Below are 21223 nucleotides of genomic sequence, written 5' to 3'. Positions count from 1 at the left end.
CCCCGCCGCGATGCAGGACCGTCATCGCCAGTTGCAACGCAAGGCTGCCGCACTGACCGTGCTGGTGGCCTTGCAGGCCATTGCGGCGCTGTTCTTTGCACTAGACCTTGCAGCCGACATTATCGCCGACGGGATGGGCGCACATCTTGCCGCCGAGGCCGCGGCTGTCGTTGCGCTGGCCGTCGCAGTGGTGCTGGGCGCATTCCAGGTGCGTGCGCTGGTCCTGTCGGCGCGCGCGGACGAGACGGCGGTCGCGCTGGCGCGGGGCGCGGCGGCCGACCTGGCGCGGCGGCGCTTCGCCGAATGGAAGTTGACCCCGGCAGAGGCCGACGTGGCGCTGTTCGCGCTGAAGGGCTGCGACGTAGCCCAGATCGCAGCCCTACGCGGCGCGGCGGCCGGCACCGTGCGGGCGCAGCTGACGCGGATCTACGCCAAGGCGGGCGTGGCATCACAGACAGCGCTGGTCGCGCTGTTCCTCGAAGACCTGATCGACCCCGTTCAGGAAGGCCCCGGGGACGCGTGATCCAGCAAAGTTCTTGCTGGATGCATTCAACAAATTGACATTGCACCACATGAGGATCGGCCTATCTCTGCACGAAAGCACGGGCATACTTCGACTGGTCCGAAGCTTGTGGAGCACGGCAATGAAGAATCTTGCTGGGAAGAATTTCGCTGGAACGATCCTTTCGGGCGCGCTGCTGCTCGCTTCGCCGGCAATGGCAGGCGCGATGACGACGCCCCCCTCCTCCCTGCCCCCCTCCTCCCCGGCCCTGCCCGCGCCGCTCGATTTTCACTTGTTCGAAGCCGATCTGGCACGGACGGGACAGGTGGAGAGCGGCGCGGCGCAGGTGCGCGAGGCCATTCCGGCCGGGACTGACGCGCGCGTAGCGGTCGCGATGCTGCGCGCGGCGGGTGCTTCGTGCCAGTCGCCGGACCGGCATCCCGAGGCAGTGGGGTGCTACTATCGCGAGACGATCGGCGCCGAGCAGTACCTGCGGACCTACGCCACCTGGGACATGACGTTGAGCATTGCGGACGGCAAGGTTCGGTCGGTCGCGATGGCGCGATCGACGGAGCAGCGTTCCTGACATGGATATCGCTACCGCGCGGACGTTCATGGAGATCGTCCGCACCGGCAGCTTCGTCAACGCCGCCGCCGCGCTCAACCTGACGCAGACGGCGGTGAGCGCGCGCATCCGCGTGCTGGAGGAGCAGCTGGGTCACCAGTTGTTCGTGCGCAGCAAGAGCGGGGCGAGCCTGACGCTGGCGGGCGAACGCTTTCAACGCTTTGCCAGCGACATGGTCTTTGCGTGGGACAATGCGCGCCGCTCGCTCGCGTCGCCTGCAGGCAGCACGACCGTGATCGCGCTGGGCTTCGAGGCGAGCCTGTGGAACCCGCTGGCGGCGCATTGGCTGCACGGCATGCGGCAGACCCATCCCGATTTCGCCTTGCGCGTGCGCATCGGCCCGGCGACGACGCTGGTCGAACAGGTGGCCGAGGGGACGCTCGATGCGGCGGTGGTCTATGGCGCGCCGCAGCAGCCGGGGCTGGCCGCGGAACTGCTGATGGAGGAGCGGCTGGTGCTGGTGCGCACCGGGCCGGAGATCGCGCCGCTGGACCCGGCGAGCCATGTCGCGATCGACTGGGGCGCGGATTTCGACGCGCGCTTTCGCGCCGCGTTTCCGGATTTCGGCGAGCCGATGGTGGCCATCAGCTATGGCCCGCTGGCGCTCGACCACTTGCTGGCGCACGGCGGCAGCGCATGGTTCCGCCGCGGGTTCCTGCGTCCCTGGCTGATACGCGGGGCCTTGCAACTGGTGCCCGACATGCCCGAGTTCCCCTACCCCGCGCATCTGGTCCACGGCGCGCGCCTGCCCGATGGCGTTATGGTCTGCCTGCGCGAAGGCCTGCGCGCTGCGGCCGGGGCGACGCTGGGCGAGACACTCTGACAATCGCCAGCTTTCGTGTGAAACGCCTGTCGCATACCTCCTGAGACTGAAGATGCCCGCTCAACCAGAGAGCGTGAGGGCGCGAACAGGAGAGTGCGATGACGGGCGAACGCGGACAGGCGACGTGGGACTATGTGATCGTCGGCGCAGGCTCGACCGGGTCGGTGCTGGCCGAGCGGCTGTCGCGCGACCCTGCGCACAAGGTGTTGCTGGTCGAGGCCGGCGGCCCAGATACCAGTCCGCTGATCCATATGCCCAAGGGCATCGTCAAGCTGGTGCAGAGCCCAGCGCACATCTGGGCCTATCAGGTGGAACAACCGCGCACGCCGGGCAGCAATGTTCCCGAGGTGTGGATCCGCGGCAAGGGCATGGGCGGATCGTCCTCGATCAACGGCATGATCTGGAGCCGGGGCGAGCCTGAGGACTATGACATCTGGGGGCGCGACCATGGCTGCACCGGTTGGAACGGCGGCAGCATGACCGCTGCGTTCAAGGCGATCGAGGACCACGCGCTGGGCGAAAGCGACATGCGCGGCAAGGGCGGCGCGGTGCGGATCACGCCGGGCACGCAGCGCTATCCGCTGGCCGAAGCGATGATCGCGGCGGGGCGCCAGATGGGCTTTGCCGAAACCGACGACCTCAATTCCATGGTCGGCGACCGCGTGGGCTATTATTCGCACAACATTCGCCGGGGACGGCGCGACAGCGGCGCGCAGGCTTTCGTGAAGAAGGCGAGGAAGCGCGCCAATTTCCACGCGATGACGCACACGCTGGTGCGCCGTGTGGTGATCGAACAGGGCCGCGTGACCGGGATCGAGCTGGTCGACAAGGACGGTGCGCGCTGGATCGAGCGCGTGGCAGGCGAAGTGATCGTCTGCGCCGGCACGATGGAAAGTCCACAGGTGCTGGAGCGTTCCGGCATCGGCGATGGCGCGGTGCTGCGCGGCGTGGGGATCGAGACTCTGGTGGATAGCCCCGACGTGGGCAAGCGGATGCGCGAGCACCTGTCCTACGCGCTCGCCTTTCGCTTGACGCGCAATGTCGGGATCAACCGGAAATTCCTTGGCCTCGGCCTCGTACGCGAAGTGCTGCGCTACTACCTGACCCGCACCGGGGCGATGGCCTATGGCCCGTTCGAAGTGGGCGCGTTCTGCAACGCCGCGCATCCCGATGGGCGCACCGATCTTCAGGTCTACATGGGCGGCTATGTGTTCGCGCTGTCGGATGACAACCATCCGGTTTCGCTGGGGGTGATCGATCCCAAGCCGGGCCTGTCGGTCTATGGCCAGCTTCTGCGCCCAACCAGCGAAGGCTCGGTCCATGTGCGCACGACCGAAGCGGGCGACAATCCCAGCATCATCCCCAACTGGCTTTCGACCGAATACGATCGCGACGCGGCGATCAAGTCGGTGCGGTTGATGCGCCAGATCGCGGCACAGCCCGCGCTGGCCGACGTGATGGGCGAAGAATTGCAACCGGGCGCAGGCGTGGAGAGTGACGAGGACATCCTCGACAACTTCCGCCGCAACGCGACCAGCGGCCTGCACGGCACGGGCACGTGCCGCATGGGCGCGGACGAGCGCGCGGTGGTCGATCCCAGCTTGCGCGTGCGCGGCGTGACGGGGTTGCGCGTCGCAGACTGCTCGGTGATGCCCGACCTGATCACCGGCAATACCAATGCGCCCGCGATGGCGCTGGGCTGGCGCGCGGCGGACATCATCCTTGCCGAACGGAAGGCCGTCGCCGCCTAGCATTATCGCGGTTGTGCCCGCCCGGCGCACAGGGCTATGCCTCTGATTCAAGAGCCATGGCCGCGACGCCGGGACGGGAGAGCAGAGACGTGCAGGATGTAAGCGGCTGGATCGCCAGCCTTTATCGCGCGCTGGTGGCGGGCGATGCCGATGCAGTGGCAGGCCTGTTCCTGCCCAACGGTTTGTGGCGCGACTTTCTGGCATTCGACTGGACGCTGGCGACCCATGAAGGCACCGAGGCGATTGCCGCCTTTGCCGCACGGCGGGGCGCCGAAACGGTCGCGCGCGGGTGGCGGACCGAGGCTGCGCCGGGCGCCACCGAAGGCGTGATCGCGTTCGAGACCGCGCAGGGCGAGGCGCAGGGCTATGTCCGGCTGGTCGAGGGCAAGGCGCTGTCGCTGCTGACGGTGCTGCGCGATCTGCGCGGGCACGAATTCCCCTTCGGCAAGCGGCGTCCGAGTGGCGAGATCCACGATCCGCAGGGGCGCAACTGGAACGATCTGCTGCAGGCCGAACGCGCGGCGATGGGCGTGACCGAGCAGCCTTACGTGCTGGTGGTGGGCGCAGGGCAAGCGGGCCTTGCCATCGGTGCGACGCTGCGACTGCTGGGCGTGCCGCACCTGCTGGTCGACAAGCACAAGCGCATCGGTGACCAGTGGCGGTCGCGCTACAAGTCGCTGACGTTGCACGATCCGGTCTGGTACGATCACATGCCGTACCTGCCCTTCCCCGAACACTGGCCGATGTACACGCCCAAGGACAAGATGGGCGACTGGTTGGAGTTCTATGCCGGCGCGATGGAACTGAACGTCTGGAACGAGACGGAGCTGGTTTCGGCCAAGCGCGACGACGCGGCGGGGGCATGGGAAGCGACGGTGCGGCGCGGGGGCGAGGACATCGTGCTGCGGCCGACGCATCTCGTCATGGCGCTGGGCAATGCGGGCTTCGCGCGCGTGCCCGAGATCGAGGGGCAGGACGTCTTCCAGGGCGTGCAGTGCCATTCGAGCCAGCATCCCGGCGGCGAAGGGCTTGCGGGCAAGAACGTGGTGGTGATCGGCGCGAACAATTCGGCGCACGACATCTGCGCCGATCTGGTCGAACATGGCGCGCATCCGACCATGATCCAGCGGTCTTCCACGCACATCATCCGCCAGAGCACGATGGCGGACATGATGATGCGGCCGCTGTTCTCGCAGGAAGCCTCCGATGCGGGCGTCACCAGCGACTTTGCCGACCTGATGGTCGCATCGGCCCCGCTGCGGCTGATGGAGATCGGCGCGCGGCAACTGTGGGAGACGCTGCGCGAGATGGACGCCGAGTTCTATGCCCGGCTCGAAAAGGTCGGCTTCCAGCTCGACTTTGCCGAGGATGGCGCGGGGATCGCGGCCAAGTACCTGCGCTCCGCGTCGGGGTACTATATCGACGTTGGCGCGTGCGAGATGATCGCCGACGGGCGCGTGGCGGTGAAATCGGGCGTCGAGATCGAGCGGCTGACGGCTGACGGCGTCCAGATGGCGGACGGCACCCACCTGCCCGCCGACGTGATCGTCTATGCCACGGGCTTCGGCTCGATGGAGGAATGGGTCGCGCGGCTCATCGGCGAGGACGTGGCGCAGAAGGTCGGCCGCTGCTGGGGCTATGGATCGGGCTTCAAGGGTGATCCCGGGCCGTGGGAAGGCGAGCTGCGCAACATGTGGAAGCCCACGGCGCAGGATGGCCTGTGGTTCATGGGCGGCAATCTGTCGCAGGCGCGGTTCTATTGCCGCCTGCTGGGGATGCAGCTGAAAGCGCGGTACGAAGGGATCGTCGCGTAAGCTAGCCCAGCGTTTCCAGCAGCGCCCGCAGCGCTTTCCTGGCGACGGCCACGCGCGGTTCGCGCAGGGCGGCCGGCGACCAGACGAGGTAGTAACGGTTGGTCGGGCAGGCGACGGGCGCGGGGATTTCCACCAGCTCGCCGCTCGCCAACTGTTCGCGGCACAAGTAGTCGGGCAGCGTCGACCAGCCGAACCCGCGCGCCAGCAGGCGGCGCAGCGAGCGCAAGTCCTGCCCGATCATCGCGGCCTGCAACGGCCCGCGCGCCAGGCGGTTGGTGGTGAGCCATTCATCGACCAACTGCTGTTCGAAATCGTAGGCCAGCACCGGCTCATGCTCCAGCGCATCGGCAAGGTCGGGCGCGGCGCACAGGCGTGCCGCCACTTGCGGAGCGGCAACGGCGTGGAGCTTCTCTTCGTGTACCAGTTCGCTGCGCAGGCGGCGGTCGATGAGCGGGTAGGCCGAGACCGCCAAATCGCATTCGTTGGAGAGCAGTGCTGAGCGGATATCCTCGCGGTCGCCGGTGACGAGGCGCACGCGCATTCCGCTTTGCAGCAGCGGCAGCAGCCGCGGCACGACGAGTTCGGCCATGAAATCGCCGTGGCCCATGATCCGCACCATGCCGGTCAGGTCGGGCGAGCGCGCGCGCACTTGCGCCAGCGCGGCCTCGGCGGTTTCAAGCCGGTCGCCGAGGCTGGCGGCAAGTTCGCTGGCGGTGGCGGTGGGCTCTACCCCGCGGGCGTGGCGTTCGAACAGCGGTTTGCCGATCGCCGCTTCGAGCGCGGCAATATGCTGTGATACGGCGGGCTGGGTCAGGCCGAGCACCCGCGCGGCGCTGCTGAGCGAGCGTTGGCGATAGACTTCGACGAAGGTGCGCAGTTGCAGCAGCGACATGGTGTGAAGCCATAAACTAAATGATGGGTTCGCGCAAAATGTGTTAGAGGTGGTGGCGTGGTTTCGCGTGTAGGCGGGATTCTTCCATGCTCACCCCTGCGCCCTCTCCGTTCCCGCGATGCCGGATGCGCCCGTGCTGTGGCCCGCGCCGATGACGCGCGCGCGCTGGATGGCGCTGGGCTTTGCCGCCCGCACCGCGCTGGCGGCATTGCTGGCGTTGTGGGTGGCGATGTGGGTCGGCCTGCCTATGCCCTATTGGGCGATGACCACCACGTTCATCGTCGCCAGCCCGTTGTCGGGCGCGACCCGGTCCAAGGCGATCTATCGCGTGATCGGCACGGTGATCGGCGCCGCAGTGGCCGTGGCGCTGGTGCCTGCGCTGGTGGAATGGCCGCTGCTGCTGTCGCTGGCGCTGGCGTTGTGGTCGGGTGGGGCGCTGGCGGTGTCGCTGCTCGATCGGTCGCCGCGCGCTTACACGATGATGCTGGCGGGCTATAGTGCACTGATGGTGGGCGTACCCGCGATCGACCGGCCCGAGGCGGTGTTCGACATCGGCGCGGCGCGCGTGACCGAGATCGTGCTGGGAATTACCTGCGCCACGCTGGCGCATAGCCTGCTGTGGCCGCAATCGGTCGGCGCGGCGCTGGCCCCCCGCTTGCGCGCCTGGCTGGCCGATGCGCAAGCATGGCGCGAGAATGCCCTGCACGGTGCCGGTCCACAGGCAACCGAGCGGGCGCGGCGCGCGCTGGCGGTCGACGCTATGGATTGCGCCATCCTGGCGACACACGTGCCGTTCGATACCTCTCACTGGCGCGAGGCCAGCGCCTCGGTCCAGGCGCTGCTGCGCCGGATGCTGCTGCTGCTGCCGTTGCTGTCGGGCCTGTCCGACCGGCGTGCGGCGCTGGACGAACGGGCCGCGCAAGGCGCACCCGATGGCGTGTGGGCCGCGCTACTGCGGGAAAGCCATGCGGTGCGCGCGCGGCAGGCGGCACGCGTTCTCGACGAATGCGAGGCACTGCTGGCGCATATCGACGACCCCGCGCTGCCGACGCCGATGACGGCGGCCGAGCGCGCACGCCCGATCACGCTCCACGCCGACGTGGGCTTCGCGCTGCTGTCGGGTCTGGCCGCGACGATCAGCATCCTGCTGTGTTGCGCGATCTGGATCCTGACCGGATGGGCAGACGGCGGCGTGGCCGCGCTGATGGCCGGGGTGTTTTGCGCGCTGTTCGCGGCGATGGACAACCCGGTGCCGATGATGTTGCGCTTTGGCGGGGCGATGATGGGCGCGTTGCCGGTGGCGGCGCTGTACTTGTTCGTGCTGCTGCCTGCGGTCGACGGGTTTGTCGCGCTGGCGCTGCTGCTGCTGCCCGCCACCCTGGTTGCCGGGCTGATCATGGCGCACCCGCGCCACGGCCCGGTCGGCGCGGCGGCGATGATGGGGTTTGCCAATGCGCTGGCGTTGCAGGAAACGTTTCAGGCCGATTTCGCGCGTTTCTTCAACGCCAACCTTGGCCAGGTGCTTGGCTTGATGGTCGCGGTGGGCGTGACAGCCTCGATCCGCACGATCGGCGCGGACGCGGCGATTGCCCGCCTCAACGGGCGCCTGCGGCGCGATCTGGTGGGGCTGGCGCGGGCCGGATCACCGCCCGACAGGGTGGGCGTGCTGGGGCGGGCGACCGATCGGCTGGCGCTGATCACGCAGCGGCTGGGCGACGAGGCAGACGGGACCGACGGGGCCGCGCTCGGGCTGCACGAGGTGCGCGTGGCGATGAACATCGTGACCTTGCAGCATGTCCGCCCGCACGTGGAGCGCAAGCTGCGGCTGGCGCTGGAACGCGTGTTGCGCGACGTGGCCACCGGCTTCGAGCGCAGCGACAGGCAGATGCCGCCGCGCCTGCTGCCACGGCTGGACACCGCGATGCGGCTCATGATCGCAAACCCCGAGAGCTGGGATATTCCGGGCGAGGACATCCTGACCGGCAGCCCCAGCGAGGGTCTGGCTGCGCTCGTCGCGCTGCGGCGCAACCTGTTCCCCGATGCGCCGGACTTTGTGGCGGAGACCCCAGCATGATCGCGGACTACCTGATCGGCAACATCCTCGTCGCCGCCGCGCCGATCGATGGCTGCATCGCGCTGGCGGTGGCCTTTGTGGTGCACCGCGTGCTGGCGGCGTTCCGCTTCTATCGCTGGGTCTGGCATCCGGTGCTGTTCGATACGGCCCTGTTCGTCGTGATCTGGGCCCTGCTGGTCCTCACCCTTCCCTCGCTGTTTCCAGGATTGATCCCATGACGCTGCCCTCCCATTCGCGTGCTCGCCAGGCCATCGGGGCTGGGCTAACCGGCGTGCTGGTGCTCGTCGCGATCTGGGCGGGCCTCGCGCTGTTCAACTACTACCAGGACGATCCGTGGACGCGCGACGGGCGCATCCGCGCCGATGTGGTGCGCGTGGCGGCAGACGTTTCGGGGCTGGTAACAGCGGTTCATTTCGACCACGACCAGCCCGTCCACAAGGGCGACGTGCTGTTCGAGATCGACCCGTCACGCTATCGCATCGCGCTGACCGAGGCCGAAACCGGCGTGCGGCAGGCCGAGGCCGATCTGGCGGCGGCGCGCGCCGGGCTGGCCGGGGCGCAGGCGCGGGTGAGCGAAGCAAGGCGTGAGGCGGTGCGCAACCGGGGGCTTGGCGAACTCGTCGCCAGCGAGACCACCGAGCAGAGCGAGAGCAAGGCGCGCGAAGGGGTGGCCGCCGCTGCCGAAGCGGGTGCGGCGATCGCGCAGGCCGAGGCCCGGCTTTCGGCCGCACACGATGCGGTGGACCTTGCGCGGCTGAACCTGGCGCGGACCAAGGTGGTGGCGCCGGTGGACGGCACGCTGTCGGACGTGGCGCTGCGCGTGGGGAACTATGTGAGCGCGGGCAGCCCGGTGATGGCGCTGGTCGATACCTCCAGCCTGCGTGTCGAGGGCTATTTCGAGGAAACCAAGCTGCCCAACATCCGCATTGGCCAGCGCGCCACGATCCGCGTAATGGGTGAGGACAAGCCGCTGCACGGCCACGTCATCGCCATTGCCGCCGCGATCGAGGACCACGACCGCAAGGCGGGCAGCAACCTGCTGCCTGAAGTGAACCCTTCGTTCAGCTGGGTGCGCCTGCCCCAGCGCGTGCCGGTGCGCATCCGGCTCGATGCGCCGCCGCGTGAGGTCGCATTGATCGCCGGGCGCACCGTTTCGGTCGCGCTCGACATGGCCAAAGGGGACAGCGATCGCAAGGAGAAGGCCAAGTGAAGCGGCTTGCAGCGTTCGCTTCGGTTCTGGCACTGGCTGGATGCACGGTCGGGCCGGACTACCACCTGCCCGATCAGGCGGAGATCAACCGCCCTGCGAGCAAGGGCGCGCTTTCGGGCACGGGTGGGCTGACCGCCGCCGACCCCCTGCCCGCGCGCTGGTGGGCGCTCTATGACGATCCGGTGCTGGCGCGGCTGGAGGAGCAAGCGTTGGCCGCGAACACGGACCTGCGCGTGGCGGGCGCGAACCTTGCGCGCTCGGCGGCGATGGTGCGCGCGGTACAGGGCGCGGGCGATCCGCAACTGGCGGTCGATGCCGCCGTGCAGCGGGCGCGCATTTCGGGCGAGAGCTTCCTCAAATTCGAGACGATCCCGGTCGCCACGCTGGGCGAAGGTGGGGCGGAACTGAGCTACCAGGTCGACCTGTTCGGTCAGATCAAGCGGCGGGTGGAAGAGGCGCGCGCCGATCACGAGGCGACCGAGGCGCTGGTGGAAGTGGTGCAAGTGTCGGTCGCGGCGGAAGTCGCCCGGGCCTATGTCGCGGTGTGCGGCGGCAACGAGGCGCTCGATCTGGCCGAGGAGGCCGTCGCCGCGCAGGAGCGCATGGCCGATGCCGCGCGGCGGCTCCACGCCGCGGGCAAGATCGGCGCGGTCGAGGTGACGCGCGCGGAGGCGGCGCTGCTCGATACGCAGGCGCAACTGCCCGCGGCGCACGCACGAGTACAGGCCGAGCTGTATCGCCTCGCTTTCCTCACCGGGCGCGCGCCGGCCGAGTATCCGCGCGAGGCCGAGCAGTGCCACACCGTGCCGCAACTGGCGCGGCCCCTGCCCGTGGGCGATGCGGCCATGCTGCTGGCGCGGCGGCCCGACGTGCGCGCCGCCGAGCGGCTGCTGGCGGCATCAAGCGCGGCGACCAACGTGGCGCGGGCCGATCTCTATCCGCACGTGGGCATCGGGCTTGGCGGGGGCACGACGGGCCTTGTGGGCGACCTGCTGACGGCGATGTCCGGGCGCTGGGCATTCGGCGGGATGATCAGCTGGGCTTTCCCCAGCCGGACCGCGCGCGCGAAGGTGGCGGCAGGCAAGGCGGGCGAACAGCGCGCGCTCGCCGATTTCGACGGCACGGTGCTGCGCGCGCTGCGCGAGACCGAGACGGCGCTGACCTGGTATCGCGAGAACCACAACCGCGCGGTGACGCTGGGCGAAGCGCGCGCGCAGGCCGAACTGCTCGCCGCGCAGCAGCGCCGCTTGCACCAGGCGGGCAAGGCGGACTTGCAGGCCGACCTTGGCGGACAGGCGCGGCTGATCGAGGCGCGCGACCGCGAGCGCGCCGCGCGCGATGCCGTGGCGCAGAGCCAGGTGGACCTGTTCCTCGCGCTTGGAGGCGGGTGGTAGAACCCCCAGCGGATTGCCCAGAGATCCCTTTCCGTTTGCGCCGCCGCGCGAATCGTGCATTCTATATCGCGTGATAAGCGCGAATTGCCGGTTCGAGTCCGGCAGATGGAACCGCGCGCAAAGAGGAGAGAGATCATGTCCGCCACTGCGCAACTGTCCCGCGTGCGAAAGTCGATCCTGCCGCAAGGCGGCGATACCTGGGAAACCATCGCCGCGCGCGAACTGCCCGGGATGGCGGCAGCCGATGCCGTTGCGGCGCTGCAGAGCTGGAACCTGCACGTGTTCATGCGCGCGGCGGGCGGCGTCGGTCGCCTGCGCAGCGACAACCCCATCCTGCCCAGCGACGTGATCTTCGTCGAAGCGCCGCAAGCGTGATCGCGTGAGCGGCGCGACCATCAGCCAGGTGCGTATCGCCGCCGCGCACGATGGCGAGGCGGAACTGCTCGTCACGCTGGCCTTTCCGAACGGCGGCCAATCGCTGGTGACGCTGGATGAATATGCCACGCGCGCGCTGATGGCGTCGAGCGGGGCGCAAAGCGCCGACGCGCTGATTGGCGCGGACTGGCGCCATGTGCGCGATGCGCTGGTTGCCGCGTCCAGTCGCTTTGCCAAACAATCTGCATAAAAAGATCTGGGAGATAACGTGATGTACGATCTGGTCATCCGCAACGGGCGCGTCGTCGACGGCTCGGGAATGCCTGCCTTCAATGCCGACGTCGCGGTCAAGGACGGGCGCATCGCGCGCATCGGCCGCGTCGACGAACCTGCCCGCCGCGTGATCGACGCCAGCGGCAAGGTGGTCGCGCCCGGCTTCATCGACCCGCACACGCACTTCGACGCGCAGCTGCTGTGGGATGGCTATGCCAAGCCCGCGCTGTCGCATGGGGTGACCACGGTCGTGGCGGGCAACTGCTCGTTGTCGCTTGCGCCGCTGAAGGCCGAACACCGCATGAAGCTGGTGGGCATGTTCAACCAGATCGAGGAAATGCCGCTCAAGGCCTTCAAGGAAGGCGTGGTGTGGGACTGGGAGAGCTTTTCGGAATACCTCAACCGCATCCGCAAGGGGCTGGCGATCAACGTCGGCCAGCTGGTCGGGCACAGCGTGCTGCGCCTGTGGGTGATGGGCGAAGCGGCGATGGAGCGCACCGCGACCGAACAGGAAATCGGCGCGATGCAGGACCTGCTGCGCGAATGCCTCGATGCAGGCGCGATCGGGCTTTCGACCAGCTATGTCGACATGGACGAGACGCTGAAGCCGGTGCCGAGCCGCTATGCCGATGCGGGAGAAGTCGATGCGCTGGCGAGCGTCTTGAGCGAATATGGCCGCGTGCTTCAGATCGTGCCCGAATTCTACGATCCCGACCTCACCATCGCGCGGCTTGACCAGCTGGCCGAGCTTTCGCTGAAGTATGCGATCCCGACCACGTTCTCGCCCCTGTTCGTCAGCGCGGACAATGTCGCGGCGGTGGAGCGAGTGATGGCGCGCGTGGATGAACAGTTCGCACGTGGCGCGCGCGTCTGGCCGCAAGTTCAGACCCGCCCGATCGACATCAGCTTCAGCTTCGCGGTGCCGAGCCTGCTCTTCATCCGCCTGCCGGGCTGGTACAACGTGATGCGCTTCGGCACGCCGGACGAGATCATCGCCGCGTTCAGCGAGCCGGAAAGCCGGGGCAAGCTGGTGGCCGAAGCCATGTCGCAGATGGACCTGTGGGCTTCGCTGCGCCTGCGCCATGTCGCCGGCGACGCGAACCGCCAGTACGTGGGCAAGACGCTGGCGGAAATCGGCCAGCTGCGCGGCGTCTCGCCGCTTGAGGCGATGATCGACCTGTCAGTCGAGGAAAAGCTGGACGCACACTTCCTGTCGGAAAGCATGGGCCACAACCAGGACGAACACGTCGGCGCGCTGCTGCGTCACCCGCGCGTTCACATCGGCGCGAGTGACGGAGGCGCGCACATCCTCTCGTTCTCGACCTATGGCGATACGGGCTACCTGTTCGGCCACTTCGTGCGTGACGAAGGCCTGCTGACGCTGGAACAGGCGGTCAAGAAGGTCACTTCGGACACCGCGGCGATCTGGGGTATTCCCGATCGCGGTCTGCTGCGGCCCGGCCTCGTGGCCGATATCGTGGTGTTCGATCCGGAACAGATCGATCGCGGGCAGGAAGTCTACGTGCAGGACGTGCCGGGCGATGGCAGCCGCTACGTGCGGGATGCCCACGGCGTCGACACCGTGATCGTTGCGGGCGGTATCGCGTGGAGCGCAGCGGACGGGTACACCGACGATGCGCGCGGGGCGATCCTGCCGGGCGAGCTGGTCGCGGCCTGATCAAGGCAGGGGCTGCCGACGGACGGCAGCCCCCTTCCCCGTCAGCGGATGGTCTCGGCGTTGTCGACGACCATGTTCGTGCCGGTGATATGGCGCGATTCATCCGAAGCCAGAAACACCACGAGGTGGCCGATATCGGAAGGCTGCCCCATCCCCAGATCGCGGTTCTGCTTGAGGCCCGGATCGTCGGCATCGAGCGAGGCGACGGCCTGTGCGGTCATCGGCGTTACGATGCCGCCCGGCGCTATCGAGTTGCAGCGGATGCCGTAGCCCTGTTCCTGGCAGTGGACCGCGATCGAGCGGGTCATGGCGATGATCCCGCCCTTGGCCCCCGCGTAGGCGGGAATGGCGCTGATGCCCTTCATGCCGCCGATCGACGCCATGTTGATGATCGAGCCGCTGCACGTGCCGTCCGCCGCCTTGGTCATGTGCGGAATCGCCGCCTTGCAGCCGAGGAACGTACCATCGAGCATGACGTCGACCTGCAGCTTGTAGTCGGCGTAGCTCATGTCCTCGACGGTCGCGAAGCGCACCAGCCCGGCATTGTTGACCAGCACGTCGAGCCTTCCGAACGCGCGGATCGTTTCGGCGACCACTTCGGCCCAGCGGCTTTCGCTGCGCACGTCGTGGTTAAGGTAGAGCGCGCCGGGAATTTCGGCGGCGACCTGCGCGCCCAGATCGTCCTGCACGTCGGTGATGACGACCTTGGCGCCTTCGCGCGCCATCATCCGCGCGTCTTCGGCACCCAGGCCCGAGGCCCCGCCCGTAATCAACGCAACTTTGCCTTCAAGGCGACCCATAATCGTCTCTCCCGTTATTGTGGCGCTCAACGGCGCCCTTCGAGGTAATCGTTGATGACTTCGTGGAAGCGGCGCACGCGCGTTTCCTGCCCGGCAAGATAAGCGTCGGTAAATGCCATGGAGCGCAGGCCCTTCTGCTGCGTTTCGGCAAGTTCCAGATCCTGCGCGAGGAAATCCCCCTGCGCGATCGTGGTCTGGTAATCGCCGAAAGAACCGGCTTCGTGGTCTGCTTCCTCGTAAGGCCGCATCCCGTAGAGCGTGGCGACTTCGGTGGCGCCTTCGACGTGCGGCACGAGATACCAGTAGTCGAAGGTCGACCAATTGGGATCTTCGGCGTCGGGCTCGGTGCGGAACACGTGCAGGCCTTCGGCGGTCAGCGTCAGCGTCAGGTTCGGGAAGCAGGTGTGGTGCATCTGATCGGTCAGCTCGTCATCGGTGAGCTTGTCGAAATAGGCATAGCCGCGCGCCGGGCCGAGCTTGCGCCGGGCCTGCTGGAGCGCGAGGCGACCTTCCTGCGCGCGACCGTCGAAGTCCGCGGGATCGAGGTCCCATTCCTTGAGCACCTCGGCCCACAGCGGCTTCATCTGCTGCGCATCGGGATAGCGGCTGGAAGGCTGCAGCTTTTCGATCATGCGGTTGTGCCCGTTCGGGTACATCTCGAAGATCGTGGTGGAATAGTGATCGTCGATCATCGGCTGGAATTGCGGATGGACGACGGGCACGTGGTAGGCCTCGTTGAAATTGTCGGAGGCGAACTTCCAGTTGGTCTTCACGCGCAGCGTCCGCCACACGACGCGGGTGTAGCTTTCAAGATCGCGGTTGGCGAACAGCGTGGGGATGGGATCGAGGTATTCGAGCAACGGCTTGGCGTCGGGATCGAAGCTCCAGAAGATGAAGCCGCCCCACGTCTCGCACCGCAGTTCCTTCAGCTTCAGCTTGCCGCACGGGTTGCCCTGGGCGAAGTCCTCGGGGTCCTGCACCGCGTCGAGGCCGCCGTCGATGTTCCATTTCCAGCCGTGATAGGCGCAGGTGAACGCGCCGTTCACGCCGCCTTCGGTCACGCTGACGAGGCGGTTGCCGCGGTGCATGCAGACGTTGAAGAAGGCGCGGATCGAGCCATCCTGCTGTTTCACCATGATCACGGATTCATGCAGGAAATCGTGGACGATGAAATCGCCCGCTTCTTCCAGTTGGTTGACCCGGCCGCCGACGTGCCAGACCTTCTTCCACATGTGTTCCCATTCACGGGCAGCGAAGTCCTTCGACCAGTAGCGGTCGCCGGTGATGGCGTCGCCACGGGCGGCGGGCACCTGCGCGTCGGGGTGGACGGGATAAGTCGGGCGGGCGTCGGCGGTCTGGGTCATTGGAAGCTCCTGAAGATCAGCGCCTGAAAATCAACGCTCGCCGTGGATCTGGGCGAGCGAACCGGGCAGCGGCATCATCGAGAACATCGAATAGCGCTGGCACTTCCACGCCCCGTCGGCCTGCTTCACCGCCTCGAAGGTGTACTGCACGTTCACCTCGACGCTGTTGCCGTCCTTCGACTTGCCGAGGCCGATGACATAGGCGGTCATCGCGCCCGTCTGGCCGTCATAGGCGATCGGGCGGAAGTTGGTGATGTAGTGCGCGTGGTGGCTCATGTCGGCAAAGACGCCGTCGAAGAAGGCCTTGATCTCGGCGCGCCCGTTCATCAGCGGCAGGCCGATTCGGCTGAAATCGAGCACCGCGTCTTCGGTGAAAAGGTCGAGCAGCCCGTCAACATCGGCAAGCTTGTCGACCGCATAGCAATAGGCGGTCATCAGGTCCTGGAGCGCAATGCGCTCTTCAAGCGGAATCGCGATCATGTTGGTAAATCCTTGAAAAGAGGAATTGGGCCGGCCGTCATGGGAGGGATCGGCCGGCCCGCGCCGTTACCAGCGCACCTTGAAGTCGAGCCCGTATTCACGCGGGTTCCCGACCGAGGCCAGCGTGCCGATGCCGACGAGCGTCAGCTTCTGGCCATAGTACTTTTCGTTGAACAGGTTGCGGCCCCACACGCCGATCGACCAGGCCTCACCCTCAGGCGCCCACGACAGGGTGGCGTTGACGAGGTTGACCGGCGTGACGAACTCGGTGGGGCGGTCGGTGAAGGCGGTGAACTTGCCGCTGGTGTAGGTGTACTGGCCCGTCGCGGTGACATTGCCCGAACCCACCGGCTGCTTGACCGTGAAGCCGGCCGAAGCATTCCACTTGGGCGCGTTCATCAGACGGTTGCCGGCATAGCTGACGGCAACGGTGTTGCCGCTCGCATCGAGCACGAACGTGTCGTACTTGGTGTAGTAGGCATCGAGATACGCGACCGCGCCGTTCAGCGTGACGCCTTCGACCGGAACCACGGTGGCTTCCAGCTCGAAGCCCTTGGTCCGCGCGCCGCCTGCGTTGCGGATGGCCGCCGAGTTCTTGCCATCGAGGTACGTCAGGTTCTGCGTGACCTGCATGTCCTTGTAGACGTTGTAGAACCCGGCGAGGTTGAGGCGCAGGTGACGGTCGAGAAGGTCGGCCTTCACGCCCGCTTCGAAGGTGTCGAGGTGTTCGGGGTTGAACGGCCCGATATCTTCCGCACGCGCGATGCGCCCGGTGAAGCCACCCGACTTGAAGCCGCGCGCATAGTAGCCATAGAGCATCACGTTCGGCGTTGCCTGCCAGTCGATGCCGACCTTGTAGCCCACGTTATCCCACGCCTTGGCGCCCTTGGCGATGATATACGAATCGGGAATGACCGGATCGCCGAAGTTCGAATAGCCGCCCTCGACGGTTGTGAACGAGTTCGCGGTGGTGGAAACCGCAGTGGTCTTTTCATGGCTGAAGCGGATGCCGCCCTGGATGCGCAGGGTGTCGGTGATCTGACCGTAAAGCTGGGCAAAGCCCGAGATCGACCAGTTCTTCTGGTGCTGGCTCTGCGGCTGGCCGAGGCCCTTGAGGAACCCGTCGAGCTTGGTCCCTTGCTGGAGATCGTATTCCTGATCGAAGTAGAAGCCGCCCAGCACCATCTTGACGCGGTCGCTGAGGTCGGTGTGAAGGCGCAGTTCCTGCGAGAACTGGTGCTGGTTCGACACGCGATGCGTCTGCAGCAGCACGGCGGTGACGGCGTCGTCATCGCTGTAGAGATCGTTGTCGTACTTGCGATAGCTGCTGATCGAAACCAGCTTGCCCACGCCCGTGTCGAGATTCTGCGTCAGCGTGACGCTGTAGCTGTTGCGGTTGTTGTAATCGGGCTGGTCGCTGCTCATGCCGCGCTTGAAGTTGAAGCCCGATCCGGTCTCGCCCGGCTGGTAGAACAGTTCGTCCGGCCCGGCGATCAGCACGCCCGTCTGCCCGCCGTTGCGGGTGCGGTCGTATTCGCCGATCAGCGTCGCGTCATAGCCGCCCGAGTTGTACTTGAGGTAGCCGCGCAGCGCGGTCATGTCGCGCTTGCCGAGGCGATGGCCGTCCGAATAGCTGCGGAAGAACCCATCCGAGCCGGTGTGCAGCACGCTGACCTTGCCCGCGAGGCCTTCGGCGATCGGGAAGTTCACCGCCGCGTTCAGGTCGAGCCGGTTGTAGTTACCATAGACGACCTGCGCCTCGCCGCCGAACTGGCCGGTGGGCTGCTTGGTCACCACGTTGACGACGCCGCCGGTGGTGTTCGCGCCGAACAGCGTGCCCTGCGGCCCCCGCAGGATTTCCACGCGCTCGATGTCGAACAGCGAAAGCAGCGCGCCGGTGTTGACGCCCACGGGCACGCCATCGACCACGACCGACACGGTGGTGCCGACATAGGGGTCAGCATCGTTCACGCCGACGCCACGGATGGTGAACACGGCCGAATCCGGCGAGTTCGAGAACGAGTTAATCTGGACGTTAGGGATCGAGTTGGCGAGGCCCTGGATGTCCTTGACCTGCGCGCGTTCCAGCGCCGCGCCGCTGACCGAGGTGACCGCGATCGGCACCTTCTGCATGTTTTCGGCGCGCTTCTGCGCGGTGACGACGATTTCCTCAACGCCGCCGCTGCTGGCGGGCTGCGCCGCATCCTGCGCGTGAGCGCTGGTAGTTGCCAGAATTGCCGTCGACGCCATCAGCGCGACGCGCGCGAACGCACGTGTGCCCTTCATCAGTCTCTCCCTCAGGCGTCCGGCCCGCGCCGGAGTGCGCGGCGCCGCTGTGACGCTCTAATGGTGCAATTGCACTATTTTCAGGGGGAGGCGAAGCTGCTGTTTTGATTAGGGAGCGGCGGTGCCGATCAGCCGCTCAACCCCGCCGCGCAGAAATTGCTCCAGATCGTCGTAGAGCGCGCCGACGGACTGTGCCGAACGCGCGATGCCCGACCGGCGCAACATGGCGTCGACGTTGACGTACAGCGACAGCAGGTTGGTTTCGATCAGGTGGTAGGCGGCGCGAATGCGCGCTTCGGAGGCGTGCGGAAAGCATGCCGCCATGGCGGCGACCACGCGCTCGTTGAGCGGCCGGAAGGCCTCGCCGTGGCGACGCACATAGTCGGGCTGGTCGAAGCTCATCGTGCTGAGCGCCAGCATCCGCAGGTAGCGGTGCCGCCCGGTGTCGTCGGAAGAAAGCCACGCACGCGAGATGGCGGTGACGGCGCGGACCGTGGCGGCAAGATCGGCCCTGCCCGCAGCCGCCAGGGCATCGAGATCCGCGACCGCAGCTGCATAGCCTGCGCAGACGTCATCGAGCCGGCGCTCCAGCACCGAGGCGAAGACATCCTCCTTGCTAGGGAAGTAGTACTGGATCTGGCCCATCTGCACCTGCGCTTCGTCCATGATCTGGCGCAGCGATACGCCTTCGAAGCCGCGTTCCGCAAACTGCCGCTCGGCGGCATCGAGAATGGCGTCTCGGGTGCGCTGGCCCTTCGACGTGAGCTTCTTGGGGGCGACAGGGGCAGTATCGGTCATGGCACCGGTCATATGACCTCGCCGCGCCGCCGCAAGAGCGAAAGAGGACAGGTGCGGGCCCGGATGCATCCGGGCCCGCACCGGGTTACGCAGGCCAGGCGCGCGTCTGGCCGAAGTCCGCGCCGCGCCGCCCACCGCGCGGCAGGTCGTTCTCGCGCAGGAACGCGTCGGCGGCCGGATCGGTGCGCGCCCAGTCGATCAGTTCCTTGCGCCGCACGATGCGCCAGTCGCCATTGCGGCAGGCGTATTCGTCGATGTAGCGCCCCGCCACGATCAGGTCCTTGGGCATGCCATCCTCGGCGATGCGGTGGTAGGCGTAGAAGTAGACTTCGCCGCTAGCCTTGTCGCCATTCACCGAAAGCTGCACCTGCCCGATGATGTGCTGGCTGCTCTCGATATCGGCCAGGAACCCTTGCGCGAAGGCGACGAATTCATCCGCCGTGCCGTTCATCAGCCCGCAGTCGACCCAGGCGTCATCGTGGAAGGCAGACCGGTGCAGAACCGGATCGAGCCGGTCCTGACCGCGCATGTAGCGGCACAGGGCGTCGTTGATGTCGCGCCGCGCGGCAAGGTCGCGGACTTCGGCTTCGAGATCGAATGCCATGGCTCAACCCTCCGCCGCGAGGTACTTGTCGACCACCATCTGGAAGTGTCGAATGCGCGACTCCTGATAGTTGCCGAGGTGCTGCACGCCCGTCGCGCTGGCGCGGAAGCCGTCCTGCTGTGATCGCAGGTTGTCGGTGTCCTGATCATAGACCGCGCCCATCGCCGCATCGAAGCCGGGCGCCGACGCATAACTCTCCATTTCGGCGACGTGGTACGGCTCGGGCGGTTCCGGCGCTTCGCCATTGGCGGGCTTGGGACGCAGGAACAGGATCTCGAACAGCGTGCGGTTGGGATCGCTGCCGATCGGGCGGAAGCGATAGACCATCGGCAGCGAAAGCCCCGGGAACAGCACCATGTTGGGGAACACATGGTATTCGATGGTATCGATCATCTCGCTGTCGGAAACGGTCGAAAGATCGGTCTGGTACTGTTCGCCCATCACCTTGCGCAAGTGGCGTGCCATGACGGTGCGCGCGGTTTCGCCCTCGCCCACGGTCAGGCTGTCCCCGCGCGAATCCTTGTCGCCCAGGATCATGGTCGATAGCAGTTCCTGCTCGGTCAGCGGCCTGGCGAGGTGCGGCGAATTGATGCCGCTGGCGGCATAGAAGCGCGTGACGTGGTCCGAATGGCAATCGTACTGCACGTTGGCATCGCCCACGCCCTTGAGCAGCTGCGGGTGCGTTTCCAGCACGTGGTAGGATTCGAGGAAGGCTTCTTGCGCGGTCTTCCAGTTGCAGGGCAGTTCCTTGGCGACGTGGACCGAGACGTAGCGGTCGGCGATCGCCCAGTCCTTGAAGTGATCGGGCAGCGGCGCGAGAAACTCTTCAAGGCTCGGTCCGTCCTGCGCGGGGTTGATGAAGATGAACCCGCCCCAGTGGCCGACGCGCACCTCGGGAAGGTTGGTCTTGGCCGGATCAAGATGCGCAAAGTCCCAGGCGCAGGGCACGGACTTGAGTGTGCCGTCGTTGTTCCACGTCCAGCCGTGGTAGGGGCAGCGCAGGTCGTTGCCCGCGCCGATGCCTTCGCCCTTCTTGAACTTGGTCGAGCGGTGCAGGCAGGAATTGACGAAGCCCTTCACGCTCATGTCCTGCTGGCGCACGACGACGTAGGACAGGTGCGCGACTTCGTAGGTGTAGAAGTCGCCCGGTTCGGGGATGTGATCCTCGCGGCAGACCCACTGCCAGGTCTTCTTCCAGATCTTCTCGATTTCGGCGGCGAAGATTGCGGGATCGAAATAGCGATCGACCGAGACCGGCGCACTGCCGAGGTAGGCAGGCTGTTCGAACGTCAGCACTGCGGGCGGCGGCAGCGGGTCCTTGGCCACGATTTCCTGCACGCTCGGCGCCGGGCAGCGGATCGTGGCGAGGTCTTCATCGCTGGCGGGCGCACGCGGCAACCCGTGTTCGCGGATCGAATCGAGCATATGTCCTCTCCGTTCTGTGCGGTTGCAGCATAAAACAATCCGCGCGGACTGTTTT

General features: G+C 66.8%; 20 protein-coding genes. 12 read left to right on the top strand and 8 right to left on the bottom strand.

Annotation, left to right across the window (positions count from 1 at the left end; translation table 11 throughout):
• Positions 1–10 precede the first annotated feature (10 nt).
• The 5 genes from K3A84_RS01630 to K3A84_RS01610 all read left to right on the top strand — a co-directional run bounded on the left by K3A84_RS01630 (position 11) and on the right by K3A84_RS01610 (position 5515).
• Positions 11–523 (top strand): helix-turn-helix transcriptional regulator, encoded by a 513-nt coding sequence (locus K3A84_RS01630; RefSeq protein WP_225007322.1) that lies wholly within the window; start codon positions 11–13, stop codon positions 521–523.
• Positions 524–644: 121 nt separating this feature from the next.
• Positions 645–1088 (top strand): hypothetical protein, encoded by a 444-nt coding sequence (locus tag K3A84_RS01625; RefSeq protein ID WP_225007321.1) that lies wholly within the window; start codon positions 645–647, stop codon positions 1086–1088.
• Between the two features lies 1 nt (position 1089).
• The gene (locus tag K3A84_RS01620) at positions 1090–1950 is read left to right on the top strand and encodes a LysR family transcriptional regulator (protein WP_225007320.1); all 861 of its coding nucleotides are present in this window, start codon (positions 1090–1092) and stop codon (positions 1948–1950) included.
• Between the two features lie 98 nt (positions 1951–2048).
• On the top strand, positions 2049–3701 hold the full coding sequence (locus K3A84_RS01615; protein ID WP_225007319.1) for a GMC family oxidoreductase: 1653 nt from the start codon (positions 2049–2051) through the stop codon (positions 3699–3701).
• An 89-nt stretch (positions 3702–3790) separates the two neighbouring features.
• Entirely contained in the window at positions 3791–5515 is a 1725-nt protein-coding gene (locus tag K3A84_RS01610; protein WP_225007318.1) for a flavin-containing monooxygenase, read from the top strand.
• Position 5516: 1 nt separating this feature from the next.
• Here K3A84_RS01610 and K3A84_RS01605 read toward each other — a convergent pair whose 3' ends face one another.
• Positions 5517–6407, bottom strand: coding sequence for a LysR family transcriptional regulator (locus K3A84_RS01605; RefSeq protein WP_225007317.1), 891 nt, complete (start codon positions 6405–6407; stop codon positions 5517–5519).
• 118 nt (positions 6408–6525) lie between these two features.
• Here K3A84_RS01605 and K3A84_RS01600 point away from each other — a divergent pair, with 118 nt between their 5' ends.
• From K3A84_RS01600 to K3A84_RS01570, 7 genes are all read left to right on the top strand, one after another.
• Positions 6526–8481: an FUSC family protein gene (locus K3A84_RS01600; protein WP_225007316.1), complete on the top strand. Its 1956-nt coding sequence runs from the start codon at positions 6526–6528 to the stop codon at positions 8479–8481.
• Complete coding sequence (locus K3A84_RS01595; RefSeq protein ID WP_225007315.1) at positions 8478–8699, top strand: DUF1656 domain-containing protein; 222 nt, start codon at positions 8478–8480, stop codon at positions 8697–8699. Before K3A84_RS01600 ends, K3A84_RS01595 begins: the two co-directional genes overlap by 4 nt.
• Positions 8696–9691: an HlyD family efflux transporter periplasmic adaptor subunit gene (locus K3A84_RS01590; RefSeq protein ID WP_225007314.1), complete on the top strand. Its 996-nt coding sequence runs from the start codon at positions 8696–8698 to the stop codon at positions 9689–9691. The genes K3A84_RS01595 and K3A84_RS01590 overlap by 4 nt, the downstream gene beginning before the upstream one ends.
• Entirely contained in the window at positions 9688–11085 is a 1398-nt protein-coding gene (locus tag K3A84_RS01585) for an efflux transporter outer membrane subunit (RefSeq protein WP_225007313.1), read from the top strand. The genes K3A84_RS01590 and K3A84_RS01585 overlap by 4 nt, the downstream gene beginning before the upstream one ends.
• 135 nt (positions 11086–11220) lie before the next feature.
• Positions 11221–11460 (top strand): hypothetical protein, encoded by a 240-nt coding sequence (locus K3A84_RS01580; protein WP_225007312.1) that lies wholly within the window; start codon positions 11221–11223, stop codon positions 11458–11460.
• Positions 11461–11464: 4 nt separating this feature from the next.
• Positions 11465–11710: a hypothetical protein gene (locus K3A84_RS01575; RefSeq protein WP_225007311.1), complete on the top strand. Its 246-nt coding sequence runs from the start codon at positions 11465–11467 to the stop codon at positions 11708–11710.
• A gap of 21 nt (positions 11711–11731) precedes the next feature.
• On the top strand, positions 11732–13411 hold the full coding sequence (locus K3A84_RS01570) for an N-acyl-D-amino-acid deacylase family protein (protein WP_225007310.1): 1680 nt from the start codon (positions 11732–11734) through the stop codon (positions 13409–13411).
• 41 nt (positions 13412–13452) lie between these two features.
• On the opposite strand, the gene K3A84_RS01565 is transcribed toward K3A84_RS01570, so the two are convergent.
• The 7 genes from K3A84_RS01565 to K3A84_RS01535 all read right to left on the bottom strand — a co-directional run bounded on the left by K3A84_RS01565 (position 13453) and on the right by K3A84_RS01535 (position 21168).
• Entirely contained in the window at positions 13453–14211 is a 759-nt protein-coding gene (locus tag K3A84_RS01565; protein WP_225007309.1) for an SDR family oxidoreductase, read from the bottom strand.
• Between the two features lie 26 nt (positions 14212–14237).
• Complete coding sequence (locus K3A84_RS01560; protein WP_225007308.1) at positions 14238–15575, bottom strand: aromatic ring-hydroxylating oxygenase subunit alpha; 1338 nt, start codon at positions 15573–15575, stop codon at positions 14238–14240.
• 30 nt (positions 15576–15605) lie between these two features.
• Positions 15606–16055 (bottom strand): nuclear transport factor 2 family protein, encoded by a 450-nt coding sequence (locus tag K3A84_RS01555; RefSeq protein WP_225007307.1) that lies wholly within the window; start codon positions 16053–16055, stop codon positions 15606–15608.
• Between the two features lie 66 nt (positions 16056–16121).
• A complete protein-coding gene (locus tag K3A84_RS01550; protein ID WP_225007306.1) occupies positions 16122–18341 on the bottom strand; it encodes a TonB-dependent receptor in 2220 nt (739 codons plus the stop codon).
• A gap of 108 nt (positions 18342–18449) precedes the next feature.
• Positions 18450–19139 carry a TetR/AcrR family transcriptional regulator gene (locus K3A84_RS01545; RefSeq protein WP_225007305.1) on the bottom strand — a complete coding sequence of 230 codons (690 nt, stop codon included), beginning with the start codon at positions 19137–19139 and terminating at the stop codon, positions 18450–18452.
• Between the two features lie 85 nt (positions 19140–19224).
• A complete protein-coding gene (locus tag K3A84_RS01540; protein ID WP_225007304.1) occupies positions 19225–19743 on the bottom strand; it encodes a nuclear transport factor 2 family protein in 519 nt (172 codons plus the stop codon).
• Between the two features lie 3 nt (positions 19744–19746).
• Entirely contained in the window at positions 19747–21168 is a 1422-nt protein-coding gene (locus K3A84_RS01535) for an aromatic ring-hydroxylating oxygenase subunit alpha (protein ID WP_225007303.1), read from the bottom strand.
• Between the last annotated feature and the right edge of the window lie 55 nt (positions 21169–21223).

This window comes from Novosphingobium percolationis (assembly GCF_020179425.1).
Taxonomy (GTDB): domain Bacteria; phylum Pseudomonadota; class Alphaproteobacteria; order Sphingomonadales; family Sphingomonadaceae; genus Novosphingobium; species Novosphingobium percolationis.
This window is presented reverse-complemented; position numbering and strand designations above follow the sequence as displayed.